Genomic DNA, 24,010 nt, shown 5'->3' with positions numbered 1-24,010 from the left:
CGGCCGCCCCCGCTCCACGAGGACGGGAGGCCCGAGCCTGGTCCGACGGACCGGCCGACGGTCAGGACAGGCGGGATCCGGGCCCGACGACGGGCGCACTGCCGGTCGCCTGGTCGACGATCGCGTCGAAGGAGCGTCGGGCCGTGCGGTGCTCGCCGAGGCGGTTCGGCTTGCCCTCGCCGTGGTAGTCGCTCGAACCCGTGACGAACAGGCCGTACCGACCGGTCCAGTCCAGGAGCGTCCGCTTGCCGTCCGCGCTGTTCTCGCGGTGGTCGACCTCGAGTCCGCCGAGGCCCGCGTCGACGAGCTCGCGGAGCATCGGCTCGTCGATCACGATCCCCCGCGATGACGCGGCCGGGTGCGCGATGACGGGCACACCGCCGGCGGCACGGATGAGCTCGACGCCACGGAGCGGGGTCGGGGCGTCGTGCGGCTGGTAGTAGCCGGAGGAGGGGTGCAGGATGCCGCGGAACGCTGCGCTGCGATCGGGCTCCAGGCCGAGTCGGACCAGGGCGTCGGCGATGTGCGGACGTCCGATCGTCGCCCCCTCGCTCGACTCCGCCAGGACGTCGTCCCAGGTGACCGGGTGGTCGCGGCCGATGGCGTCGACCATGCTGCGGGCACGGGTGAGGCGGCCGTCACGGATCGCGGTGGTCTCGGCCGCGAGTCCGGGATCCGCCGGGTCCACCAGGTAGCCGAGCACGTGCACGCTCCGCCATCCGATGCGCGTACTGAGCTCGAGCCCGGGCACCAGGGTCATCGGCAGCTGCCGGACCGCCTCGGCGGCCTCGTGCCACCCGGCTGTGGTGTCGTGGTCGGTCAGGGCGACACCGTCGAGTCCGCTCGCCGCCGCCGCGCGGACGAGGTCGGCCGGGCGCTCGGTGCCGTCGGAGACGCTCGAGTGAGCGTGCAGGTCGATGAACGGATCAGGCACGCGGCAATGCTACCGACACGTCGACGGCCGGTCGGACGCCGTTCAGAGCCCCTCCCCGCGCGCCGTTCCTCGTGCTGCGCTCGCGTCACCGCACGGCTGCGACCCCGTAGCGGGTCCCTGCGGTTCCGGACTGCGCTGCCGGACCCCGCTCGGTGCAGCGGTGCGATGATGGGGACATGGCCGACACCACTCCCCGCGCGACGAGCAACCGCTCCACCACCCCCGGCTCGTCCGTCTTCAAGGACCACATCGCTGCGAACTGGGCCGAGCGTGAGCGCCCGCTGCCGGCCCCGCGCGAGCAGTCCGCCTTCGCCGCCGCGCGTCGCGCCCGGCTCTCCGGACTGCACCCCGGTCGGACGATCGTGGTGCCCGCCGGCCAGGCGAAGGTCCGCTCGAACGACTGCGACTACCCGTTCCGCCCGCACTCGACGTTCGCCCACCTGACCGGCTGGGGCACCGACACCGTCGTCGGCTCCGTGCTCGTCCTGGCGCCGAACGGCGACGGCCACGACGCCACCCTGTACTTCCGCGCCACGGCCGGCCGTGACTCCGAAGAGTTCTACGCGAACCCCGAGATCGGCGAGTTCTGGGTCGGACCGCGCCCCTCCCTGGCCGAGGTCGCCGCGGACCTCGGTGTCGCCACGGCGGACCTCGGTGCGCTCGACGCCGCACTCGCCGGGCTCGACGCCTCCGCACTCGTGGTCCGCGACGCCGACCCCGGGTTCACCCGCGCACTCGACGAGCGCCTCGGCACCACGGTCGGAGGCGCGCCGGAGCAGGACGGTGCGCCCGCGACGGACGACGTCCTGTCCCGCGACCTGTCCGAACTCCGCCTCGTGAAGGACGCCTACGAGGTACACGAGCTGCGCAAGGCCGTCGACGCGACCCGCCACGGCTTCGACGACGTCATCGCGGACTTCGACGCCGTGCTCGCACACCCTCGCGGCGAGCGCATCGTCGAGGGCACGTTCAACCGTCGCGCCCGTGCCGACGGCAACACGGTCGGCTACGACACCATCGCCGCCGCGGGCCACCACGCCTGCATCCTGCACTGGACCCGGAACGACGGTGCCGTACAGCCCGGCGACCTGATCCTCATCGACGCCGGGGTCGAGGTCGACTCGTTCTACACGGCGGACATCACCCGTACCCTGCCGGTCAGCGGCACGTTCTCGCCCGTGCAGCGCATGGTGTACGAGGCCGTGCTCGAGGCCGCCGACGCCGCGTTCGCGATCGTGGAGCCGGGCATCACGTTCCGGCAGGTGCACGCGACCGCGATGGAGGTCATCGCGCGCAAGACCGCCGAGTGGGGCTTCCTGCCGGTCTCCGCCGAGGAGTCCCTGCAGCCGGACAACCAGTTCCACCGCCGCTACATGGTGCACGGCACGAGCCACCACCTCGGCCTCGACGTGCACGACTGCGCGAAGGCCCGCCGGGAGATGTACCTGGACGGCATCGTGCAGCCCGGCATGGTGTTCACGATCGAGCCCGGCCTGTACTTCCAGCAGGACGACCTGACCGTCCCGGAGGAGTTCCGTGGGATCGGTGTCCGGATCGAGGACGACATCCTGGTGACCGAGGACGGCGCCGAGAACCTGTCGGTGCACATCCCCCGGACCCCCTCGGAAGTGGAGGGGTGGATCGCGAGGTCCGCGCGCTAGCCTGGGCCTCGTGAGCGCTGAAGCCCCCTCGGGCACCTTCCTGATCGACGTCGAGCACTTCGACTCGCCCGACGCCCAGCGGCTGCGAGCGGCCCAGCGCATCGAGATCGACAGCACGTACGGGGCCGACACCGAGCCGGGTCCGAAGCCGACGGCCGACTCGATCGCGGTGTTCTTCGTGGCGCGCGACGAGGCGGGCACCCCGGTCGGGTGCGGCGGGCTGCGACTGGTCGACGACGGCATCGCGGAGGTCAAGCGCATGTACGTCCGGACCGAGTCCCGCGGCTCCGGCGTCGCCGCGTTGATCCTGCGTCGGCTGGAGGAAGCGGCGCTCGACCTCGGCTCACCGGCGCTCGTCCTCGAGACCGGTACGGAGCAGAAGGGCGCCATCCGGTTCTACGAGCGCGAGGGCTTCCGACGGATCGCGAACTTCGGGCCGTACGTCGGTGCAGCCCGGTCGGTCTGCTTCTCGAAGATCCTCTGAGCCCACACGGTCCGCCGACACGGCGAGCGAGGCCGCACCAGTCCGCCAAGCCCGACCCGCCAGCTGGGTCGGACCAGCCCGCCAGGCCACACCAGTCCGCCAGGTCGGACCAGCCCGCCGGGTCGAACCAGACCGCGGGCCGCGCCGAGCGGGCGCGATCGCCCATGCGCGACACCGGACACGACGACGGGCTCCCGGTCGGTGCAGCACCGGCCAGGAGCCCGTCGTCGTCCGCTCACTCCCGACGGTGGCACCGTCCGGAGCGGGACCGCTCACGCGCGGCTGTCGTCGTCCTCGCGCCGGTTCGTGTCGTCCGCGGCGCCGTCCGTGTCCGACGGCGCCGGGGCCTGCTCGCCGTACCGCGGGCCGTCGTTCGTGCCGTAGCTGCGGGTCGCCGCTGACGGACGCTGCGTCTGGTCAGCGGTCGCGTCGGCGTCCGGCGTGCGGGCAGCGCCCTCGTTCGTGCCGTACCGCGGTGCGGTGGAGCGCTGGCCGGCCCCGGGGGCAGGGTCACCGGTCGGCGCCGTCCGGGCACCGCCGTTGTTCGTGCCGTACCGCGGCCCGTCGTTCGTGCCGTACCGCGGCCCGGCCTGCGCCTGTCCGCGGGTGTCGTCCGGCCGCGATGACCCGTCCCCGCCCTGCTGCTGAGCCGAGTCGCCGGGCCGAGTCGGGCCGCCCGACTGCGCCGGTCCGCCGGACTGCGCCGGTCCGCCGGACTGCGCCGGGCCTGCCGGCTGGTGCGGGGTGGCGTGCCCACCGTAGGGCGAGCCCTGCGGCGCACCGCCCGGGCGCCACTGCTGCTGGCTCGGCTGCCCGTACTGGCCCGGCTGGCCGGCGCCCGGCTGACCGTACTGCGGCGGCTGGCCAGCGCCCGCGCCCCCGCCCGGCTGACCGTACGGTCCCGGCTGACCGTACTGCCCCGGCTGACCTGCGCCCGGCTGGCCCGCGCCGTACTGCCCCGGCTGACCGTACTGCCCCTGCTGGGGCGGCACCCCACCGGGCCCCGGACGCCACTGCTGCTGTCCCGGGCGCTGCCCGAGCTGGTCCTGCCCCTTCTGCCCGGGTCCCGGCTGTCCGCCGTACCCGCCGGCGTTCGGCTGGTCCCACGACGTGTGCTGGATCGCACCGCCCTGGCCGAGGATCCGCTGCGCCTGACCGGACAGCTGCGGGTCGACGACGATCTGGTAGGTGGTGGCGAGCACCTGGTGGATGCTCGTGAAGTCCCGCTGTCGCTTGGTGATCGCGAACGAGACGATGCCGTAGAGCATGCCGAACCCGGCACCGATGACGGCGGCGGGGAGGAAGAGCCCGCCGGCCTGCGGCGAGAAGAGCGTCAGCACGATGCCGAAGAAGAACCCGAGCCAGAGCCCGGACAGTGCACCCGCGAGTGCTGCTCGTCCGTAGGTCATCTTGCCGGTCACGCGCTCGACGGTCTTGAGGTCGTTGCCGACGATGGACAGCTTCGCGACCGGGAAGTCCGACTCCGCGAGCTTCGCGACCACGCGCTGTGCTTCGGGGTAGCTGTCGTAGGTGCCGAGGACGTCACCGCGCGGCAGGGTGGGGAACGCCTGTGCCGTGCGGCCGCCGAAGGGGCTCTGAGTACTCACCCAGTCATCATCCACCGGAGTCCTTGCGATCACACGAGAACCACCAGGGAAGGGGCGGCGAGCACGCCCGGACGAGCGACTACGCTGGACGGGTGAGCGCCTCGAAGGTCTTCGTCGCCCGCCTCGCCGGGTGCTCCGTCTTCGACCCCGCGGGCGACCGTGTCGGCAGGGTGCGTGACGTCCTCGTCGTGTACCGCCGCGTCGACGCCCCACAGGTCGTCGGGTTGATCGTCGAGGTCCCCGGCAAGCGCCGCATCTTCGTCAGCATCGGCCGGATCACCTCGATCGGCGCCGGGCAGGTCATCACGACCGGGCTCGTCAACATGCGCCGCTTCGAGCAGCGCGGTGGTGAGGTCCGGGTGATCGCGGAGATCCTCGGCCGCAAGGTCCTCATCAAGAAGGAGCAGATCCGGGCGACGATCGAGGACGTGGCGATCGAGGACCACGGGCAGGGCGACTGGTCGATCGCGCAGCTCTTCCTCCGCAAGCCGAAGACCACGCCGTCCCCGTTCGGCAAGGGCCCGACGACGTTCGCGACCTGGAACGAGGTCACCGAGGACGAGCTCCCCGGCGAGTCCCAGTCCGCCGAGCACGTCATCGCCGCCTACTCCGACCTGGTGCCCGCCGACCTGGCGTCGACCCTGCTCGACCTGCCGTCCGAGCGCCGTTTCGAGGTCGCCGAGGAGCTGCCGGACAACCGCCTCGCGGACGTGCTCGAGGAGATGCCGGACCAGGAGCGGATCGAGATCCTGTCCGCGCTCCGGGACGCCCGTGCCGCCGACGTCCTCGACCAGATGCAGCCGGACGACGCGGCCGACCTCCTCGCCCAGCTGCCCGACGAGCGCAGCGAAGCCCTCCTCGAGCTCATGGAGCCGGAGGAGGCGCAGGACGTCCGCATGCTGCTCGAGTACGAGCCGGACACCGCCGGTGGTCTCATGACGACCGAGCCGGTGATCCTGTCCGCGGACTCGACCGTGGCCGAGGGCCTGGCCCTGGTCCGCCGTCACGAGCTCGCCCCGGTGCTCGGCGCCGCGGTGTGCGTCACGCTCCCGCCGTACGAGCCGCCGACCGGACGGTTCCTCGGGCTCGTGCACTTCCAGCGCATGCTCCGGTACCCGCCGAACGAACGCCTCGGCACCCTCATCGACCAGCAGACCGAGCCGGTGGAGGTCGACGCGAGCGCGGCCGAGGTCACCCGGGTGATGGCGACCTACAACCTCCTGTCCGTCCCCGTGGTCGACGACGCCCACCGACTCGTCGGGGTGGTGACCATCGACGACGTCCTCGACCACGTCCTCCCGGACGACTGGCGGAGTCAGGACGCGGCCGACGCCAACCCCGGCGCCGCGTCGCGACCACGGACCCGCACCCGCCGCACGGCGATCCCCTCGGGAAGGAGGACGAATCGTGGCACGCCCAGATGAGAACCGCCGGGAGCGGCCCGAGGAACGCCTCGACTCCCCGAAGGGCATGCGCACGCGTGTGCTGCCCACCCGCCGACGCGGACGCGGCGACGCGTTCGGTCGCGCCACGGAGGGCATCGCCCGTGCGATGGGCACGCCCTGGTTCCTGATCGGGCTGACCCTGTTCTGCGTGCTCTGGATGGGGTGGAACACGTTGTCGCCGAAGTCGTGGCAGTTCGACTCGGCGGCGATCGGCTTCACCGCGCTGACCCTGGTGCTGTCGTTGCAGGCCTCGTACGCGGCGCCGCTCATCCTGCTCGCGCAGAACCGGCAGGACGACCGGGACCGCGTGCAGTTCGAGCAGGACCGGCAGCGGGCGGAGCGCAACCTCGCGGACACCGAGTACCTCGCCCGCGAGGTCGTCGCCCTCCGCCTGGCGATGCGGGACATGGCGTCGAAGGACTTCATCCGTGCCGAGCTCCGCTCCCTGCTCGAGGAACTGGACCGCCGCGACGGCGACCCCGAGGACCTCGACGACCTGGACGACCGCGGCCACGAGCGTTCGGTGACGCGTGGCTGACGGCGCCACCGCGCAGGACCAGCTCGGCGCCGCGGTCCTCGCTGCGCTCGGTCGTGTCCTCGACCCCGAGATCCGCCGGCCCGTCACCGAGCTCGACATGATCCGGGGCGTCGACGTCCAGCCGGGAGGCTCGGTGCGCGTCGACCTGCAACTCACGATCGTCGGGTGCCCGGCCGCCGACACCATCGAGCGGGACGTCCGCGCCGCCGCCGGTTCCGTGGCGGGGGTCGCGGCGGTCGACGTCGACGTGTCCGTGATGGACCCCGCCGTGCGTCGCGCCCTCACGGAGCGGCTGCGCGAGGGTCGTCCCCAGGGCGTCCAGTTCACCCCGGACTCGTTGACCCGCGTCATCGCGGTGACGAGCGGCAAGGGCGGCGTCGGCAAGTCCACCGTGACGGCGAACCTGGCGGCGGCGCTCGCGCGTCGGGGGCAGCGGGTCGGCATCGTCGACGTCGACGTGCACGGGTTCAGCATCCCGGGGCTCATGGGGCTCACTGACGAGCACGGCGTCGCCCCGCGGCCGACCCGCGTCGACAGCATGATCCTGCCGCCGGTCGCCCACGAGGTGAAGGTCGTCTCGATCGGGATGTTCGTCGACGACGTCTCCACCGCGGTCTCCTGGCGCGGCCCGATGCTGCACCGGACGGTGAACCAGTTCCTGTCCGACGTGTGGTTCGGCGACCTCGACGTGCTCCTGCTCGACATGCCGCCCGGCACCGGCGACGTGGCGATCTCCGTCGGCCAGCTGCTCCCCCACGCCGAGGTGCTCGTCGTGACCACCCCGCAGGCGGCCGCGGCGGACGTCGCCGAGCGGAGCGGGATCGTCGCGCGGCAGACCGGGCAGAAGGTCATCGGCGTCGTCGAGAACATGGCGGGGCTCGTGCAGCCCGACGGCAGCGTGCTGCACCTGTTCGGCGAGGGCGGCGGCGACGAGACCGCCCGACGACTCTCCCGCGGTCAAGACGCCCCCGTGCCGGTGCTCGGCCGGGTCCCGCTCTCGGTGCCGCTGCGCGCCGGCGGCGATGCGGGCCTCCCGGTCGTCCTCGGTGACCCGTCGGACCCCGCGGCGGTCGCGCTCGACGCGGTGGCCGACCGGCTCACCGCGATGGGTCGGGGACTCGCCGGCCGGAAGCTCGGCCTGTCGCTGTCCTGAGCGACGACGGACGAGGTCCGGGTCAGGTCGCTTCGACGTCGAACGGCGCGGGCTCGCCCGCAGCCAGTGGCACGACCGGCGCCGGTGCCCGCACCTTCGCGGCGGTGACGGTCGCCGCCGTCGCCGTCGCGGTCTCGGCCCCGGACGAGGGCGAGTCGAGCAGGGCGTCCCGGATGATCCGGCGCGGGTCGTACTGACGCGGGTCGAGCTTCTGCCAGTTCACGTCGTCGAAGTCGGGGCCCATCTCCTCGCGCATCCGCTCCTTGGCGCTGTCCGCGAACCGGCGGACGGCCTTCACGAACTCGGCGAGCTTCTGGGCGTACACGGGCAGCCGCTGCGGCCCGAGCAACAGCACGGCGATGATCCCGATGATCAGGATCTTGTCGAGCTGGATGTTCACGGGAGCGAGCCTAACGCGTGGACCCGGCGAGTCACCCGTAGAGTTGACCGACGAGGAGTGTGCGTGTCAGAGAAAGACTCGAACTGGAAGTTCGCGGAGGACATCGTCTCCGAACCCGATGGTGTCGCCCGTGCGCGTGAGCACTCCCTCGAGCTCGGGGTGGAACCGGTCTCCCCGGCGATCGGTGCGCAGATGAGCGTCATCGCCGCGGCGTCCCGGGCGACGAGCATCATCGAGATCGGGACGGGTCTCGGCGTGTCCGGGCTGTACCTGCTCGCGGGCGCGCCCGATGCCACGCTGACGACGATCGACGTCGAGATCGACCACCAGCAGTACGCCCGGGACGCGTTCATCGCCGCCGGCACCGCGCCGGGTCGGGTCCGGCTCATCCCGGGTCGTGCCGCTCAGGTGCTGCCGCGCATGAACGACGCCAGCTACGACGTCGTGCTCATCGACGCGGACCCGGAGCACGTCATCGAGTACGTCGAGCACGGCCTGCGCCTGGCGAAGACCGGCGGTACCGTGCTCGTCCCGCACGCACTGTGGCGCGGCAAGGTCGCCGACCCGGTCAAGCGCGACCGGGCGACGACGGACTTCCGCCTGCTGCTCACCGAGGTCTCCACCTCCGGCGCCGTCCGCAGCGCCCTCTCCCCCGCGGGCGACGGGCTGCTGCAGATGACGAAGCTCACGGCCTGACGCGGTCGGCATCGCTCGGTCTGATCCGGTCAGTCGGGTCGGTCCGTCGGCCGAGAGGCCGCCTCACTCCAGGTGCCGCAGGTACCGTCCCGGGTCCTGCAGGGTCGTGGTACCGCGTCTCGGGCCGGGCGCCGGGGCGTTGCCGGAGGCCCGCTCAGCGGCGGGCCCGGACGCACGGAAGGCCCGGATGCACGGAAGGCCCGGGACGTACGCGTCCCGGGCCTTCCGTGGTGGTGCGTCGACGTACTAGGCCGAGACGACCTCTGCCAGTGCGTCGTGGAGTTCCTTGGCCTCGGCGTCGTTGACCGAGACCACCAGGCGGCCTCCACCCTCGAGCGGAACCCGCACGATGATGAGTCGACCCTCCTTGACAGCCTCCATCGGCCCGTCGCCGGTCCTCGGCTTCATCGCTGCCATCAGATGTCCCCTTTCGTGCAGTACGAACAGGGGCCATTATCCCGTAGACAGGCGCGACTGCGAAACCGCCCCGGTCGGGGGTGCTCCGAGCGGTCGGGTCAGGGCGTCACGGTGGGGTCCAGTCGTACCCGTCGACCCACCAGCAGAAGTACAGCCAGGTCCACTGCAGCACGACCGCGAGGACCACGAGTGCGACCCGGTAGACCCGCGACCGTGGCAGTGCGACGACGCCGAGCAGGGGTGCGATCGGGAGCAGGATGCGCCACGTGCTCGACTGCGGGAAGAACACCGCGAGCAGGTACACGAGGTACGCGACGCCCCAGAGCCGCAGCTCGAGGCCGATGCTCCGGGCGGCGGGCTGGAAGACGACGGCGGCGAACCCCAGGAGCACCGCGACCAACAGGATCGCCCCCGCCGGCTGGTGGAACCACCACCCGAAGCCCTGCACCCACGGGGTGAACGGGACGAGCTCGCCCCAACCGATGTACGACGACCGCCAGGCGAGCTCGGTGTCGGTGTAGGCCCTCGGGACACCGGTGACCGCCCAGGCGACCGCGGGCCAGGCGAGCCCGACGAGTCCGGAGACCACCGCGACCGTGGCCGGTGCGACCGCGGTGCGGGGGGTCAGTCGCTCCGGCATCCGCAGCCACGCCGGCCGGAGGACCCCGACGAGCACGAACAGGACCATGAGGAGCGCGAAGGCGAGCCCGGTCGGCCGGGTCATCCCGAGCAGCAGGACGACGGGCAGCATCGCCCAGAACCGCCGTTGCACCAGGAGCAGCAGGGCGACGAGCAGCAGCAGGACCCCCATCGCCTCGGCGTAGGCGACCTGGAACACGACGGAGACCGGCGCGACGCAGAACAGCACGGTGGCGAAGGTCGCGCGGGTCGGGTCGAGGAACCGGCCCATCAGCCGGCGGAACACCAGCGCGGCGCCCCAGCCGGAGAGCAGGGAGACCCACACGGCGACGAACTCGAAGGACGCTCCGGTCAGGGCCATCAGCGCCCGGACCGTGAACGGGTACGCGGGCATGAACGCCCACGCGTTCTCCGTCGCGTGTCCCGCGGCGTCGACGGGCAGGGTCGACGGGTACCCGCTCGCGGCGATCACCCGGTACCAGGCGCCGTCCCAGATCGAGGCGAACGACAGGTACGTCGGGTTCTGCACGGTGAACGAGTTCGCCGCCTGGATCCGGGCGAAGCCGGACATCATCACCGTCGTCAGGACCCGCGAGAGGGTGTAGACGACCGTGATGCGCAGCCACCACGGGACGAGCCGCCACCGGACGACGACCCACGTCAGTGCCGCCCTCGACGCCCGCGGACGGGGCACGGCCGTGGAGGCGGTGGTCACGCCGTCAGCCACCGCCGCAGTCCGTCCTCGACGGCCGCGATCTGGGCGACGGGGACCTGCTCGTCGTCGTGGTGTGCGAAGACGGGCTCACCGGGGCCGTAGTTGACCGCGGGGACGCCGAGCGCGGAGAAGCGGGCGACGTCCGTCCAGCCGTACTTGGGGCGCGGGGCCGGTCCGCCGACGGCCGCGACGAACTGCTGGGCGAGCGGCGCGTCGAGACCCGGGCGGGCTCCAGCGGCGAGGTCGACGATCGTCACGTCGTACCCGTCGAAGAGCTCGCGGATGTGCGCGACGGCCTCGTCTGCGGAGCGGGACGGCGCGAAGCGGTAGTTGACGTGGACCATCGCCTCGTCCGGGATGACGTTGCCGGCGATCCCGCCCGAGATGCCCACGGCGTTGAGGCCCTCGCGGTACTCGAGCCCGTCGACCGTCACGGTCCGAGGCTCGTACGCCGCGAGGGTCGCGAGGATCGGGGCGGTCTTGTGGATGGCGTTGTCGCCGATCCAGCTCCGGGCGCTGTGTGAGCGCTTCCCGGAGGTGCGGATCTCGGCCCGGAGGTTGCCGTTGCAGCCGCCCTCGATCTGCGCTCCCGAGGGCTCGCCCAGGATCGCGAAGTCGCCGGCAAGGAGCTCGGGCCGGGTACGGGCCAGACGACCGAGGCCGTTCAGCGCGTCGCTGACCTCCTCGTGGTCGTAGAAGACCCAGGTGACGTCGACGTTCGGCGCGACGAGGTCCACCGCGAGCTTGAGCTGCACCGCGCAACCGGCCTTCATGTCGACCGTCCCGCGACCCCAGAGGATCTCGGTGCCGTCCTCGGTGGTGCGGAACTCGGTCGGCAGGTTGTCGTTGAGCGGCACGGTGTCGATGTGCCCCGCGATGACGACCCGACGTTCCCGACCGAGGTCCGTCCGCGCCACGATCGCGTCCCCGTCGCGCACCACGTCCAGGTGCGCGAGCGGGGCGAGGGCGGCCTCGATCGCGTCGGCGAGCGCACCCTCGTTCCCGGACACCGATTCGATGTCGCAGATGGCGCGGGTGATGTCGATGGACGAGGCACTGAGGTCGAGCGGCTGCGGCATGCGGTCACCTTATCCGCCGGCCCTGTCGTCCCGCTGCCGCGGTCGCAGCCCGGCCGGGAGGCCCGTCCCGACCCCGCAACGTCCGTCCGGCCGGTCCGGGAGTCGGGTCCGGCGCCTCGGTACCCTGGTGCGGTGACCGACACGACCGACACGTCCGCCGACGCCCGCCCGACCTCCGCTTGGGGCCACGGCCTCGCGACGATCGCCGCCGACGGCACCGTCCTCGACACCTGGTTCCCGGAGACGCACCTCGGTGAGCGGCCGGCCGACGCAGCGGTGCCGGCCGGTCTGCAGGCCGCCGCGGGCGATGACCCGCGCCGCGAGGTCCGGCTCGAGGTCGTCACCGTCGACATCGTGATCGACGAGGCCCCGACGAGCACGCCCGACGCCTACCTCCGCCTCCACCTGCTCAGCCACCTGCACGTCCGGCCGAACGAGGTCTCCCTCGACGGCGTGTTCGGGCACCTGCCGATCGTCGCCTGGACGAACGCCGGCCCGGTGCACCCCGACACGCTCACCCGCCTCCGGCCGACCCTGCAGCGCGCCGGCGTCGCCGTGCACGCGATCGACAAGTTCCCCCGGCTGGTGGACTACGTCGTCCCCGACCGGGTCCGCATCGGCGACGCCAACCGGGTGCGGCTCGGCGCGCACCTCGCGCCGGGCACGACCGTCATGCACGAGGGCTTCGTGAACTTCAACGCCGGGACCCTCGGCGAGGCGATGATCGAGGGGCGCGTCTCCCAGGGTGTCGTCGTCGGGGAGGGCACCGACATCGGTGGTGGCGCCTCGATCATGGGCACGCTCTCCGGCGGCGGGACGCACCGTGTCCGCCTCGGTGCCCGTGCCCTGCTCGGTGCGAACGCCGGCCTCGGCATCTCGCTCGGCGACGACTCCGTCGTCGAGGCGGGGCTGTACGTCACGGCGGGCACGAAGGTCGTCCTGGTCGGGGCGGCTCCGGGCCCGGACGGCACGCCCCGGACCGTGAAGGCCGCCGAGCTGTCGGACGCGCCGAACGTCCTGTTCCGGCGCAACTCCGTCACGGGTGCGGTCGAGGCGCTGCAGCGGAAGGGCGAGGGGATCCAGCTCAACACGGCGCTGCACGCCTGACACCGGGGAGACCGCGCCAGAGGCGGGGTCCTCCGACGCGCCCTGAGCGTCCCGACCCGGCGCCGGTCGACGAGACCGGCTCCGGGCCTCCAGGCCGTGCGTCAGCGCGTCAGCGCTGCGGCAGGTCGCGCTCCGGGTACCCCACGTACAGCTGCTGCGGGCGGCCGATCTTGTTGAGCGGGTCGTTGTTCAGCTCGCGCCACTGGGCGATCCACCCGGGCAGCCGACCGATGGCGAACAGGACGGTGAACATCCGCGGCGGGAACCCCATCGCCTTGTAGATGATGCCGGTGTAGAAGTCGACGTTCGGGTAGAGCTTGCGGCTGACGAAGTACTCGTCCTCGAGCGCGATCTGCTCGAGTTCCTTCGCGATGTCGAGCAGGTCGTCCTGCACGCCGAGCGCCTCGAGGACCTCGTCGGCAGACTCCTTCACGAGCTTCGCGCGGGGGTCGTAGTTCTTGTACACGCGGTGTCCAAAGCCCATGAGCTTCACCCCGCGTTCCTTGTTCTTCACGCGCTCGACGAAACGGGTGACGGGCTCCCCCGAGTCCTTGATCTGCTGGAGCATCTCGAGCACGGCCTCGTTCGCGCCGCCGTGCAGCGGGCCGTAGAGCGCGTTGATGCCGGCGGAGATCGACGCGAACATGTTCGCCTTCGTCGAGCCGACCAGCCGTACCGTCGCCGTCGAGGCGTTCTGCTCGTGGTCCTCGTGCAGGATGAGCAGCCGGTCGAGCGCCTTCGAGAGCACCGGGTCCGGCTGGTACGGCTCGGCCATGGTGCCGAAGTTGAGCCGGAGGAAGTTGTCGACGAACGACAGCGAGTTGTCCGGGTACAGGAAGGCCTGTCCGATCGCCTTCTTGTGCGCGTACGCGGCGATGACCGGCAGCTTCGCGAGGAGCCGGACGGTCTGCAGCTCGACCTTCTCGGGGTCGTCGACGTCCATGTCGTCCTCGTAGTACGTCGAGAGGGCGCTGACGGCGCTCGAGAGCACGGACATCGGGTGGGCCGAGTGCGGCAACGCGTCGAAGAGGCGGCGCAGGTCCTCGTGCAGCAGGGTGTGCCGGCGGATCCGGCTGTCGAACGCCTCGAGCTCGGTCGGCGACGGGAGCTCGCCGTAGATGAGGAGCCAGGCGACCTCGAGGAACGTGCAGTTCGACGCGACCTGGTCGATGGGGTACCCGCGGTAGCGGAGGATCCCCTGGTCGCCGTCGATGTACGTGATCGCGCTCTTCGTCGAGCCGGTGTTGACGAAGCCGTAGTCGAGCGTGTTCAGCCCGGTCTGCTTCTTCAGCGAGGAGATGTCGATCGTGGACGCGCCGTCGACGCTCTGCAGGATCGGGAACTCCGCCTGACCCCCCGGGTACGACAGCGTGGCCGTCTCGGTCGCCTGCTCGGCACCGGGGCTCACCGGGATGGGCGTCGTGGGCGGTGTGGCCGTCTTCTGAGCGTCGTTGGCAGTGTCAGTCACGCTGGACAGCCTAACGGCGGCGACTGTCGATCGGGTACAGCCCGGGGACGGTCGGTTGGTGTGCAACCACGGTTGCGCGGACGCGACGCCCGTGCGTCGATCCCGGCCGGGAGGCCCGTCAGCCGCCCGCCATGCGACCCGCGCTGGCGAGGCGCTGGGCAGCGGCGGCGATGCGGTCGTCCGTCGCCGTCAGGGCGACGCGGACGTGACGGGCACCGGCAGCGCCGTAGAACGTGCCGGGCGCGACGAGGATGCCGCGGTCGGCCAGCCACGCGACGGTGTCCAGGGCGGGCTCGTCCCGCGTGGCCCAGAGGTAGAGTCCGGCACCGCTGGCGTCGATGCGGAACCCCGCCCGCTCGAATGCCGTCCGGAGCACGTTCCGCCGGGTGCGGTAGCGGGCCTTCTGTTGCTGCACGTGCGTCTCGTCCTCGAGTGCGACGACCATCGCCTGCTGCACGGGCAGCGGCGGCATCATGCCGGTGTGCTTGCGGATCGCGAGGACGTCGGCGAGCAGTGCGGCATCCCCGGCGACGAAGGCTGCGCGGTACCCGGCGAGGTTCGACTGCTTGGAGAGGGAGTACACGCTGAGGACGCCGTCGAACGAGTCACCGACCACGCGCGGGTCGAGGATCGTCGGGGTGGGTCCGGTGTCGTACGGGGCGTCCCAGCCGAGTTCGGCGTAGCACTCGTCGCCGACGATGACGGCGCCGAGCTCCCGCGCGCGGGCGACGGCGGCGCGGAGCTGCTCGATCGAGAGCACCCGCCCGTCCGGGTTGCCCGGGGAGTTCAGCCAGACGAGCTTCGTGCTGGTCGGCCACGATGCCGGGTCGTCGGCGGCCATGGCGTCGGCGCGGACGAGTGCGGCGCCGAGCTCGTAGGTCGGATAGGCGGCCTCGGGGAAGACGACCGTGTCACCCGGTCCGAGTCCCATCCAGAGCGCGAGCCCGGCGATGAACTCCTTCGACCCGATGGTCGGCAGGACGTGGTCGGCGGTGAGCCGGACGCCCTGGCGACGGCCGTACCAGGCCGCGATCGCCTCGCGGAGCGCGGGCGTGCCGGCGACCTGCGGGTAGGCGTGGGCGTCGGTCGCGTCGGCCAGTGCGCGACGGACGACCTCGGGCGTGGGGTCGACCGGCGACCCGACGCTGAGGTCGACGATGCCGCCCTCGTACGCCGTCGCCCGCTGCTTGTACGGGGCGAGCTGGTCCCAGGGGAAGTCGGGGAGGTCGAGCGCCACGGGTGTCAGGCCCGGGGCTGTGCCATGACGACCGGGTGGTCCTTGTGGATCACGCCGACCTTCGCCGCTCCGCCGGGCGAGCCGATCTCGGAGAAGAACTCGACGTTGGCCTTGTAGTAGTCAGCCCACTCCTCGGGGAGGTCGTCCTCGTAGTAGATGGCCTCGACCGGGCAGACCGGCTCACACGCACCGCAGTCGACGCATTCGTCCGGGTGGATGTAGAGCGACCGGTCACCCTCGTAGATGCAGTCCACGGGGCATTCGTCGATGCACGCGCGGTCCTTCACGTCGACACAGGGCTGAGCGATCACGTAGGTCACGAGCGGGTGCTCCCTTCCGGGGTTGAGCGACTGCGAGTCTACCCGTGCGGTGCTGCGACCTCGGACCGGTCGGCCTGCCGTGCCGGGTCTGCGCGCAGTCCGGAGAGGTCGGGCCAGGCGAGCACGAGCATCGCGACGACGGCGGGGCCGAAGGTCCAGACGTACCCGGCGGCGTTCGCGAGGACGAGGGGCGAACTCGTCCCGGCGACGGCGACGAGCACCTGGGTCGCGAGGATGACGCCGACCCCGACGGCCGCGACGAGCAGGCGCGACCGGTACAGCAGGCGGACGCCGACGACCACGCCGATGACGATCAGCATCGTGAGGACCATGCCGATCGGTGCTGCGCTCCACGACCCGATGGGAACGGTCTGCTGGTGGGTGACGGTGCCGAGGCCGCCGACGATCAGGCCGACGGCCGCGGCGACCACGAGTGCGGCGGCGCGGCCCGGGCCCGACATCTCGGCGAACGACTGCGGCGCGGTCGGGACCGGGGGCACGTCGTGCCGGAAGCCCTCCAGCGCGGGCACGGCCTGCCGGGCGCCGTGCGGCAGGACGTACGACAGCGCACCGGGCTCGCGCGGATCGGCGGCGTCCACGGTGAGCTGGCTGCGGTACTGCTCGAGCGCTGCCCGGACCTTGCCGCGGACCGGGAGGACGTCGACCGTGACGTCGGCGCGGCCGGAGTCCGCGTCGACGATCATCGAGAACGCGACCTCCTCGGCGCGCGCGGCGTACCGCGCGGCGGCGTGGACGCGGACGTGGTCGGGGTGTCCGTACCCACCGTCGTCGTCGTAGGTGACCACGGCGTCGGCACCGGTCGACCGGATCGCCGCACGGACGTCGTCGACCACCTCGCCCAGGTCGGCCCGCGTCAGGGAGTCCTCCGGTGCGTCGCCGGCCGCGGTCGCGCGGCCGTCCGGCCCCCACTGCATGCCCGAGTCGGTGTAGCGGCGCGTCGGGAGATCGGTCGGCCGGGCACCGGGGCCGCCGAGCCACAGGTGGGCCGGGCCGCCGAGGGCTGCGAGGGCCGCCGCGATCTCGGTCTCGCGGTGCGCGGCGACGCGTGGGCCGTCGCCGGCGAGCGGTGCGAGCTCCGCCGTGAGCATCTCGCCGCGCTCCCCCCGGGTGGCGGTCAGCACGGTCACGTGTGCGCCGAGCTCGAGCAGGGTCGCGATGGTCCCGCCGGACGACAGGGTCTCGTCGTCGGGGTGCGCGTGGACGAAGAGGACGCGTTCGGGGCGCGTGGCCGGTGCCGTGGACATCGCCTGCAAGCGTACGGGAAGGGCTCCGGGCGCCGCGCGCCGGCGGATCGCCCCCGGGCGTCAGCGCGAGGTGACGATGTAGGTGGCGGTGGCGCCGCCGTCGGCCGCGGAGAACGTCAGGACGACGCGGTGGTCGTCGCTCCGGAACAACCCGAACGCGCTCGAGCTGTCGGCCCGCTCAGCCGACTCGGCGAAGCCGGCGTCGGCGAGCTGCTGCGCCGCCGTGCTGAAGTCCCCCACCGACGCGGTGCGGACCTGCACGACCCAGCCCGAGCCTCCCGGGCCGGCCCCACCGCCGAGCACGGTGCCGTCGACGAGCGGGACGGACGAGGACGGGAACCCGTCGGGGACCTGGCCGTCGCTCGTCACGTGCGTCCCGCGCAGGGCCGTGTCGAGCGCTCCGTCGATCCCGCCCGCCACGTCGGCCATGCCGCGCTCGATCGCGGCTCCGTCGATGCCCTGGACCCCTTCCGAGACGGTCGACGCGACCGAGGAACCGAGGTCGGTCGCCTGGCGGACGGCGTCGGACGAACAGCCGCTCAGACCGGCGAGGGCGACGCCGGCGGCGACGGCAGCGGTGAGCGAGGTGCGGATCGGGCGGCGCATGCCGGTACCGTAACCGGCCGGACGGCGGAGTCGTGGTGCGTTCGCTGGGAAGTCGCCCCGGACCGGAGTCAGGAGAGGTACGCCCGCGCGGCCGCGACGAGCGCGTCGACCCCGACCGGGATCGCCGTCTCGGCCTGCGGTGCGTAGAACGGCGAGTGGTTGCTGGGGATCTCCGCGCCGCTGCGGAACAGCTCCGGGTCGGTGATGCCGGTGAACCAGTAGACGATCGGGGCACCCGCGGCGGTGGCGAGCTGCCCGACGTCCTCGGACGCCATCGCCAGTCCGGACTCCATGTCGACGGCGTGCGGCACGACGGCACGGACGGCGTCGAGGACGACCGCTGCCTGCTCGGGGTCGTTGACGAGCACGTCCGCCCCCGGCGCACGCGCGATCGTCGGAGCGGCCAGTCCCCCGGCCTCGCTCTCGGCACGGACGATCCGCTCGATCGAGGCCACGATCCGCGCTCGCGTCTCCTCGTTGCGGGCGCGCGTCGAGATCTCGATGACGGCCGTGTCGGGGATGATGTTCGGCCGCGTGCCGGCGTGGAACGACCCGACGGTGACGACCCCGGCGTCGCTCGGGGCGACCTCCCGCGACACGATCGTCTGCAGGCGCACGACGGCGGACGCGGCGGTGACGATCGGGTCCAGGGACGCCTGCGGTGCCGAGCCGTGCGCGCCACGGCCCGTGAAGGTCACGGTGAACCGGTCGCTCGACGCCATGACCGCTCCGGACCCGACCGCGACGACACCGACCGGCGCCGGGGCGGAGTGCTGCCCGAGCACCACGGTCGGCTTGGGGAAGCGGTCGACGAGACCGTCCTCGATCATGGCCCGCGCGCCGGAGATGACCTCCTCTGCAGGCTGGAACACGGCGACGACCGTGCCGTGCCAGTCCGCGGTCGTGGCGACGAGCCGTTCGAGGGCGCCGAGCAGCCACGTCACGTGGATGTCGTGGCCGCAGGCGTGCATGGTGGGCCCCTCGTTGCCGTCCTCGTCCACCCCGCGGTGGGTACTGGCGTACGGCAGGCCGGTGCGCTCCTGCACGGGCAGCCCGTCGATGTCGGCGCGCAGCCAGAGCACCGGGCCGTCCCCGTTCCCGAGCACCCCGACGACCCCGGTGCCGCCGACCCCGGTGGTGACCGTGATGCCGCCGATCTCCGCCAGCCGGTCGGCGATGACGCCGGCGGTGCGGTGCTCCTGGAACCCGAGCTCCGGGTGGGCGTGCAGGTCCTGGTAGATCGAGAGCAGGTCGAGAGTCACCGGACCACCGTATCCCCCGGTCCCGGTCCCGACGGCACGGGCGCCGACGGTACGGACGCCGACGGCCCGGCCACCTGGAGCGGTGACCGGGCCGTCGGACGGAGGACGGGCCTCCTGGATGGTGCTCGGCTGCTTACGCGTCCTGGCGCTTCAGGCGGGCGTAGCTGCGCTGGCGGGCCTGCGCGTCGAGCTCGACCTTGCGGATGCGGACCGCGTCCGGGGTGACCTCGACGCACTCGTCCTCGCGGGCGAACTCCAGGCACTCCTCGAGCGACAGCTGCCGGGACGGCGTCATCGACTCGAACGTGTCGGCGTTGGCCGACCGCATGTTGGTGAGCTTCTTCTCCTTGGTGATGTTCACGTCCATGTCGTCGGCGCGCGAGTTCTCGCCGATGACCATGCCCTCGTACACCTCCTCCGTCGGGTTGACGAAGAACGTCATCCGCTCCTGGAGGTTCGTGATGGCGAACGGGGTGACCACACCGGAGCGGTCGGAGACGATCGAGCCGTTGATGCGGGTCTGGATCGAGCCGGCCCAGTCGTCGTAGCCGTGGAAGATCGCGTTGGCGATGCCGGTGCCGCGGGTCTCCGTGAGGAACGACGTGCGGAAGCCGATGAGGCCGCGCGACGGCACGATGAACTCCATGCGGATCCAGCCGGTGCCGTGGTTCACCATGTTCTCCATGCGGCCCTTGCGGGCGGCCATGAGCTGGGTGATGGCGCCGAGGTGCTCCTCCGGCGTGTCGATCGTCATGTGCTCGAACGGCTCCTGCAGCTTGCCGTTCTCGTCACGCTTGGTGACGACCTGCGGCTTGCCGACGGTGAGCTCGAAACCCTCACGACGCATCTGCTCGACCAGGATGGCGAGTGCGAGCTCGCCACGGCCCTGGACCTCCCACGCGTCCGGGCGTCCGATGTCGACGACCTTGAGCGAGACGTTGCCGACCAGCTCACGGTCGAGACGGTCCTTCACGAGACGCGCGGTGAGCTTGTGGCCCTTCACCTTGCCGACGAGCGGCGACGTGTTCGTGCCGATCGTCATCGAGATGGCCGGGTCGTCGACCGTGATGGTCGGCAGCGGGCGGACGTCCTCGGGGTCGCTCAGCGTCTCACCGATGGTGATCGTGTCGAAGCCGGCGACGGCGACGATGTCACCGGGGCCGGCGGACTCGGCCGGGAAGCGGTTCAGCGCCTTGGTGATGAGGAGCTCGGTGATGCGTGCGTTGACGACGGAGCCGTCGTGCTTGACCCACGCGACCGTCTGGCCCTTCTTCATCGTGCCGTGGAAGATGCGCAGGAGCGCGAGGCGGCCGAGGAACGGCGACGCGTCGAGGTTCGTGACGTGCGCCTGCAGGGGGTGCTCGTCGTCGTACGTCGGGGCCGGGACGTGCTGGAGGATCGCCTCGAAGAGCGGCTCGAGGTCGTCGTTGTCCGGCAGCGTGCCGTCCTCGGGCTTGTTGCGGCTCGCGGCACCGGCGCGACCGGAGGCGTACACGACCGGGACGTCGAGGATCGCGTCGAGGTCCAGGTCGTCGACCTCGTCCGCCAGGTCGGAGGCGAGCCCGAGGAGCAGGTCCTGGCTCTCCGAGACGACCTCGTCGATCCGGGAGTCCGGGCGGTCCGTCTTGTTGACGAGCAGGATCACCGGCAGCTTGGCGGCGAGCGCCTTGCGGAGCACGAAGCGGGTCTGGGGCAGCGGGCCCTCGGACGCGTCGACCAGCAGCACGACACCGTCGACCATGGAGAGGCCGCGCTCGACCTCACCACCGAAGTCGGCGTGGCCGGGGGTGTCGATCACGTTGATCGTGATGCGGCCGCCCGGGTTGAACTCCTCGGCGTGCTTCCCGTTGTAGAGCACCGAGGTGTTCTTCGCGAGGATGGTGATGCCCTTCTCGCGCTCGAGGTCGTTCGAGTCCATCATGCGGTCTTCGCCCTCGAAGTGGGCGTCGAACGAGTTGGTCTGCGTGAGCATCGCGTCGACGAGGGTGGTCTTGCCGTGGTCGACGTGTGCCACGATGGCGACGTTGCGCAGGTCGGACCGAGTGGCGAGCGCCATACAGGACATCCTTTTGTGTTCGGAAGAAGATCGGGCGAGCGCCCGGTTTCGGGACCGGCCCGAAGGGGTTCGGGACCAGCCCGAGGAGTGCGGGACGGTGCCCGACGGGGTTCGGGACCATGCCCGACTCGCCAGTCTACCGGTAGTTCTGCAACCAGGAGGAGTACAGCCGATGAGCCGACGGCGAACGTGGACCGAGATCGCCGTCGTGCTGATGCTCTCGCTCGGCGCGAGCGCGCTGTACTCGGTCCTGCAGATCATCGACGACCTGTCGCAGACGACACCGCTCGGCGAGCAGTCCACCGCGCTGAACAGTTCCACGACGACGGTCCAGTACGTCGACCTGGCGCGGCAACTGCTGGGCATCGCCGTCGACCTCGCACCCGTCGCGCTGGTGTGCATGCTGCTCTGGGAGTCGTCCCGCCCCCACCTGGGCCGGCTCGGCATCGACCGCTTCCGCGTCCGGCCCGACCTCGGCGGCGCGGCGCTCATCGCCCTGGGCATCGGCATCCCCGGGCTGGCGCTCTACTTCACCGGACGGGCGCTCGGCATCACCGTCGCCGTGGACCCGGCGGCGCTCGACTCGTACTGGTGGACGATCCCGGTGCTGCTGCTCTCCGCCGTCCGGTCCGGGCTGCAGGAGGAGGTCATCGTCGTCGGTTACCTGTACGCCCGACTCCGAGACGACCTCGGATGGGGACGCTGGCAGGTCATCCTGTCCACGGCCGTCCTGCGCGGCAGCTACCACCTGTACCAGGGCTTCGGTGCGTTCATCGGCAACGCGGTGATGGGCGTCGTCTTCGGGTGGATCTACACGAAGTGGGGGCGGCTGCTCCCCCTCGTCATCACGCACGTGCTCCTCGACGCGACGGTCTTCGTCGGCTACCCGTTCGTCGCGCGGGCGTTCCCCGGACTGTTCTCCTAGCGGCAGATGTCCTGCGGCACCCCGCCCACCCGACGGGAGGCGCGGGGCCAGCTCGGCGACGCGCCTCCCGTCCGCCGGTCTCCCGTTCTCCACAGCTCCCCCGACCGCTCGTCCACCCTGCGTCTGAAATGCTACGTTCTACACATCAGCACGAGCGATGGGGGACGATGGGGATCGAGTTCGAAGACGCCGCGGCCGTGCGGCTGCTCGCGTGCGCGTCGGAGGTCGCGCTGTCACTCCGGGCGGGTTCCGCCGGACGACGCGCCAGCGCCGAAGACGCGCTGCGCGACTTCCACGGCGCCTACGCACGGCTCTACGAGCAGGCGCACACGGTCGAGTCGGAGGACCGGGTCCGCCTGGTCCGGGCGCTCGACGACCTCGCCGGGCAGCTCCACGTCGTCCGGCGCCAGGCACACGACGAACAGCGTCGACAGCACGACCTGGCAGCGTGGCACGAGCGTGAACGGCAGCGTGACCAGGTGCTCGTCGGCGTCGGGGCCCCGTTGCGACCCGCGCTGGACTGGAGCGACGCGGTGGTCGACCCGAAGCCGTCGGAGACGCCGGTCCGCCCGACGCCACTCACGGCACGGTTCCGCGCGCGCACTCGTGTCCGGACGAGCAGCGGTGGCTCCGGCGGACGCAGCGGCGCGGATCCGGACCGCCTACGCCGGGTCGCTGCGCGCGCCCGCGCGCAGGACGCGGCCACCGCCCAGGAACTCACCCGTGTGCGGAACGCCTGGGTGACCTTCACCCGGACGTGCGCCTGGGTGCCCGTGGACGACGCGTCCCTCGTGCCGGGGTTCGAGGACCACCTCGCCGAGAACGCCGCGGACGCTGCCTGGCTGGACCGGATCGCGGACGCCTTCGCCGCGGCGGGAGGAGGGTCGCTGTCCGACGGCGTGCTCGACGCGGCCGGGGCGTCTCGACTGCCCCGGGAGCTCCAGCGTGTCCTCGACCCGTCGTCGACCACCGTCGAGGTCGCGGCGGCCTGGCATGCGCTCGGCTTGTCCGACCAGGACGTCGAGGCGCTGCCGCTGAGGACGAAGCTGCAGCTCGCCGGGATCGACGGGCTCCCGGCCGTGGCGCGGGACATCGCCTCGCGCGCGGTGCTCCGTGCAGCGGTCGCGAACCCGGGGCGGGTGTACCGGATGCTCGGGCTGCCGTACACGTACGGCGCGGTCGGCCTCGAGGAGTTCACGCGGCAGGTCCTGGCGCTGCGGGACGGGCTCGAGCGCGCTGACCAGTCTGCGGCCAGGCTCGCCCCGCCATCGGCGCAGGTCGGTCAGCTGGTCGGGTTCGGGACTTCGAACGGCGCGCTCGTCGCGGCGATCTCGCTCGGGGACCTCGACACGGCGTCGAACGTGACGGTGAACGTACCGGGCGCGACGACGACGGTCGGGAGTGCTCCGGAGAAGGTACGTGCTGCACACGGGCTCCTCTCGACGGCAGCACGTCAGGACCAGAGATCGTCGTTCGCTGTCGTCTCCTGGTTCGGCTACCGCGCGCCGTCCTTCCCCGAGGTACCCGGCCAAGGGCGAGCAACCACCGGTGGGGCGAACCTGGCTTCGTTCCTCGACGGCGCCGTCGACAGTCGCGCGGGAAGCCCACCGCGCTCCATCGCCGTCCTCGGGCATTCCTACGGATCGACGACAGCTGCGGAAGCACTAGCCCAGACACGTCACCGGATCGACTCATTCGTCACGTACGGCTCGGTCGGGTTCACCGACGCGACGAAGCCGGACCAGCTCAACGTCGACCGTGTGTTCGCTACCGAGGGTGAGAACGACCACGTTGCGGCCCTCGGTCGGTCGACGCGAACGGATCCTCGGGATCTCCCCGAGGTCGAGGTCTTCTCATCCGAAGCCGCCCCCGGTACGAAGGCAGTCACGGGCCACGACATGTACCCAGAGCACGGAGTCGGGTACCTCTCGTCCGGGTCAACGGCTGCACGGCACATCGCCGAGATCATCGCGAACGGGAAGCCAGGATGAAGATC

The 24,010-nt window shown here is 71.9% G+C and carries 22 protein-coding genes; 9 read left to right on the top strand and 13 right to left on the bottom strand.

Annotated elements, in window-relative coordinates:
• Positions 1 to 61: 61 nt before the first annotated feature.
• On the bottom strand, positions 62 to 934 hold the full coding sequence (locus tag DEJ34_RS04225; RefSeq protein ID WP_110823693.1) for a PHP domain-containing protein: 873 nt from the start codon (positions 932 to 934) through the stop codon (positions 62 to 64).
• Positions 935 to 1,110: 176 nt separating this feature from the next.
• On the opposite strand from DEJ34_RS04225, the gene DEJ34_RS04220 reads away from it, so the two are divergent.
• Positions 1,111 to 2,595: an aminopeptidase P family protein gene (locus tag DEJ34_RS04220; protein WP_110911547.1), complete on the top strand. Its 1,485-nt coding sequence runs from the start codon at positions 1,111 to 1,113 to the stop codon at positions 2,593 to 2,595.
• A 10-nt stretch (positions 2,596 to 2,605) separates the two neighbouring features.
• Positions 2,606 to 3,079: a GNAT family N-acetyltransferase gene (locus DEJ34_RS04215; RefSeq protein ID WP_220032820.1), complete on the top strand. Its 474-nt coding sequence runs from the start codon at positions 2,606 to 2,608 to the stop codon at positions 3,077 to 3,079.
• A gap of 272 nt (positions 3,080 to 3,351) precedes the next feature.
• Here DEJ34_RS04215 and DEJ34_RS04210 read toward each other — a convergent pair whose 3' ends face one another.
• Positions 3,352 to 4,686, bottom strand: coding sequence for a general stress protein (locus DEJ34_RS04210; protein WP_110911548.1), 1,335 nt, complete (start codon positions 4,684 to 4,686; stop codon positions 3,352 to 3,354).
• A gap of 92 nt (positions 4,687 to 4,778) precedes the next feature.
• Here DEJ34_RS04210 and DEJ34_RS04205 point away from each other — a divergent pair, with 92 nt between their 5' ends.
• From DEJ34_RS04205 to DEJ34_RS04195, 3 genes are read left to right on the top strand one after another with little or no spacing between them, the layout of a single operon-like run.
• Complete coding sequence (locus tag DEJ34_RS04205; protein WP_110823690.1) at positions 4,779 to 6,110, top strand: magnesium transporter MgtE N-terminal domain-containing protein; 1,332 nt, start codon at positions 4,779 to 4,781, stop codon at positions 6,108 to 6,110.
• Positions 6,111 to 6,156: 46 nt separating this feature from the next.
• Complete coding sequence (locus tag DEJ34_RS04200) at positions 6,157 to 6,669, top strand: DUF1003 domain-containing protein (RefSeq protein WP_110823991.1); 513 nt, start codon at positions 6,157 to 6,159, stop codon at positions 6,667 to 6,669.
• A complete protein-coding gene (locus DEJ34_RS04195; RefSeq protein ID WP_110901307.1) occupies positions 6,662 to 7,822 on the top strand; it encodes an Mrp/NBP35 family ATP-binding protein in 1,161 nt (386 codons plus the stop codon). The genes DEJ34_RS04200 and DEJ34_RS04195 overlap by 8 nt, the downstream gene beginning before the upstream one ends.
• A gap of 22 nt (positions 7,823 to 7,844) precedes the next feature.
• On the opposite strand, the gene DEJ34_RS04190 is transcribed toward DEJ34_RS04195, so the two are convergent.
• Positions 7,845 to 8,222: a twin-arginine translocase TatA/TatE family subunit gene (locus DEJ34_RS04190; protein WP_110911549.1), complete on the bottom strand. Its 378-nt coding sequence runs from the start codon at positions 8,220 to 8,222 to the stop codon at positions 7,845 to 7,847.
• Positions 8,223 to 8,285: 63 nt separating this feature from the next.
• Between DEJ34_RS04190 and DEJ34_RS04185 the strand changes: the two genes are divergently transcribed.
• A complete protein-coding gene (locus DEJ34_RS04185; RefSeq protein ID WP_110823687.1) occupies positions 8,286 to 8,918 on the top strand; it encodes an O-methyltransferase in 633 nt (210 codons plus the stop codon).
• A 246-nt stretch (positions 8,919 to 9,164) separates the two neighbouring features.
• Here the strand turns inward: DEJ34_RS04185 and DEJ34_RS04180 are convergent, their stop codons facing one another.
• From DEJ34_RS04180 to dapE, 3 genes are all read right to left on the bottom strand, one after another.
• Positions 9,165 to 9,335 (bottom strand): DUF3117 domain-containing protein, encoded by a 171-nt coding sequence (locus DEJ34_RS04180; protein ID WP_017887054.1) that lies wholly within the window; start codon positions 9,333 to 9,335, stop codon positions 9,165 to 9,167.
• A gap of 106 nt (positions 9,336 to 9,441) precedes the next feature.
• Entirely contained in the window at positions 9,442 to 10,689 is a 1,248-nt protein-coding gene (locus tag DEJ34_RS04175; protein ID WP_258368348.1) for a putative hexosyltransferase, read from the bottom strand.
• Positions 10,686 to 11,768, bottom strand: a complete 1,083-nt coding sequence (gene dapE, locus DEJ34_RS04170) for a succinyl-diaminopimelate desuccinylase (RefSeq protein WP_110911550.1) — start codon at positions 11,766 to 11,768, stop codon at positions 10,686 to 10,688. The genes DEJ34_RS04175 and dapE overlap by 4 nt, the downstream gene beginning before the upstream one ends.
• 132 nt (positions 11,769 to 11,900) lie before the next feature.
• On the opposite strand from dapE, the gene dapD reads away from it, so the two are divergent.
• Complete coding sequence (gene dapD / locus DEJ34_RS04165; RefSeq protein ID WP_110911551.1) at positions 11,901 to 12,875, top strand: 2,3,4,5-tetrahydropyridine-2,6-dicarboxylate N-succinyltransferase; 975 nt, start codon at positions 11,901 to 11,903, stop codon at positions 12,873 to 12,875.
• Between the two features lie 109 nt (positions 12,876 to 12,984).
• Here the strand turns inward: dapD and DEJ34_RS04160 are convergent, their stop codons facing one another.
• The 7 genes from DEJ34_RS04160 to typA all read right to left on the bottom strand — a co-directional run bounded on the left by DEJ34_RS04160 (position 12,985) and on the right by typA (position 21,089).
• Positions 12,985 to 14,283, bottom strand: coding sequence for a citrate synthase (locus tag DEJ34_RS04160; protein ID WP_110823683.1), 1,299 nt, complete (start codon positions 14,281 to 14,283; stop codon positions 12,985 to 12,987).
• 178 nt (positions 14,284 to 14,461) lie between these two features.
• Positions 14,462 to 15,580 carry a succinyldiaminopimelate transaminase gene (gene dapC / locus DEJ34_RS04155; RefSeq protein ID WP_110911552.1) on the bottom strand — a complete coding sequence of 373 codons (1,119 nt, stop codon included), beginning with the start codon at positions 15,578 to 15,580 and terminating at the stop codon, positions 14,462 to 14,464.
• Positions 15,581 to 15,585: 5 nt separating this feature from the next.
• Positions 15,586 to 15,900 carry a ferredoxin gene (fdxA, locus tag DEJ34_RS04150; RefSeq protein ID WP_110823681.1) on the bottom strand — a complete coding sequence of 105 codons (315 nt, stop codon included), beginning with the start codon at positions 15,898 to 15,900 and terminating at the stop codon, positions 15,586 to 15,588.
• Positions 15,901 to 15,938: 38 nt separating this feature from the next.
• Positions 15,939 to 17,165 carry a PIG-L family deacetylase gene (locus DEJ34_RS04145; RefSeq protein WP_110901302.1) on the bottom strand — a complete coding sequence of 409 codons (1,227 nt, stop codon included), beginning with the start codon at positions 17,163 to 17,165 and terminating at the stop codon, positions 15,939 to 15,941.
• Positions 17,166 to 17,225: 60 nt separating this feature from the next.
• Positions 17,226 to 17,771 carry a hypothetical protein gene (locus DEJ34_RS04140; protein ID WP_110890308.1) on the bottom strand — a complete coding sequence of 182 codons (546 nt, stop codon included), beginning with the start codon at positions 17,769 to 17,771 and terminating at the stop codon, positions 17,226 to 17,228.
• Positions 17,772 to 17,839: 68 nt separating this feature from the next.
• Positions 17,840 to 19,033, bottom strand: coding sequence for an amidohydrolase (locus DEJ34_RS04135; protein WP_110890309.1), 1,194 nt, complete (start codon positions 19,031 to 19,033; stop codon positions 17,840 to 17,842).
• 133 nt (positions 19,034 to 19,166) lie between these two features.
• Positions 19,167 to 21,089 (bottom strand): translational GTPase TypA, encoded by a 1,923-nt coding sequence (gene typA, locus DEJ34_RS04130; protein ID WP_110890310.1) that lies wholly within the window; start codon positions 21,087 to 21,089, stop codon positions 19,167 to 19,169.
• 172 nt (positions 21,090 to 21,261) lie between these two features.
• Between typA and DEJ34_RS04125 the strand changes: the two genes are divergently transcribed.
• Both DEJ34_RS04125 and DEJ34_RS04120 read left to right on the top strand, forming a co-directional pair.
• Positions 21,262 to 22,014: a CPBP family intramembrane glutamic endopeptidase gene (locus tag DEJ34_RS04125; protein ID WP_110911553.1), complete on the top strand. Its 753-nt coding sequence runs from the start codon at positions 21,262 to 21,264 to the stop codon at positions 22,012 to 22,014.
• A 167-nt stretch (positions 22,015 to 22,181) separates the two neighbouring features.
• Positions 22,182 to 24,005, top strand: a complete 1,824-nt coding sequence (locus tag DEJ34_RS04120; RefSeq protein WP_110911554.1) for an alpha/beta fold hydrolase — start codon at positions 22,182 to 22,184, stop codon at positions 24,003 to 24,005.
• The last annotated feature ends 5 nt before the right edge of the window (positions 24,006 to 24,010 follow it).

The organism is Curtobacterium sp. MCPF17_050, from assembly GCF_003224435.2.
Lineage (GTDB): Bacteria > Actinomycetota > Actinomycetes > Actinomycetales > Microbacteriaceae > Curtobacterium.
This window is presented reverse-complemented; position numbering and strand designations above follow the sequence as displayed.

Bases quoted from the DNA above. Each gene is read 5' to 3' on its own strand.
- DEJ34_RS04120 (WP_110911554.1), top strand. From the start codon at position 22,182: ATGGGGATCGAGTTCGAAGACGCCGCGGCCGTGCGGCTGCTCGCGTGC.
- dapE (WP_110911550.1), bottom strand. From the start codon at position 11,768: ATGCCGCAGCCGCTCGACCTCAGTGCCTCGTCCATCGACATCACCCGC.
- DEJ34_RS04125 (WP_110911553.1), top strand. From the start codon at position 21,262: ATGAGCCGACGGCGAACGTGGACCGAGATCGCCGTCGTGCTGATGCTC.
- DEJ34_RS04220 (WP_110911547.1), top strand. From the start codon at position 1,111: ATGGCCGACACCACTCCCCGCGCGACGAGCAACCGCTCCACCACCCCC.
- DEJ34_RS04180 (WP_017887054.1), bottom strand. From the start codon at position 9,335: ATGGCAGCGATGAAGCCGAGGACCGGCGACGGGCCGATGGAGGCTGTC.
- typA (WP_110890310.1), bottom strand. From the start codon at position 21,089: ATGGCGCTCGCCACTCGGTCCGACCTGCGCAACGTCGCCATCGTGGCA.
- DEJ34_RS04200 (WP_110823991.1), top strand. From the start codon at position 6,157: ATGCGCACGCGTGTGCTGCCCACCCGCCGACGCGGACGCGGCGACGCG.
- DEJ34_RS04145 (WP_110901302.1), bottom strand. From the start codon at position 17,165: ATGTCCACGGCACCGGCCACGCGCCCCGAACGCGTCCTCTTCGTCCAC.
- DEJ34_RS04140 (WP_110890308.1), bottom strand. From the start codon at position 17,771: ATGCGCCGCCCGATCCGCACCTCGCTCACCGCTGCCGTCGCCGCCGGC.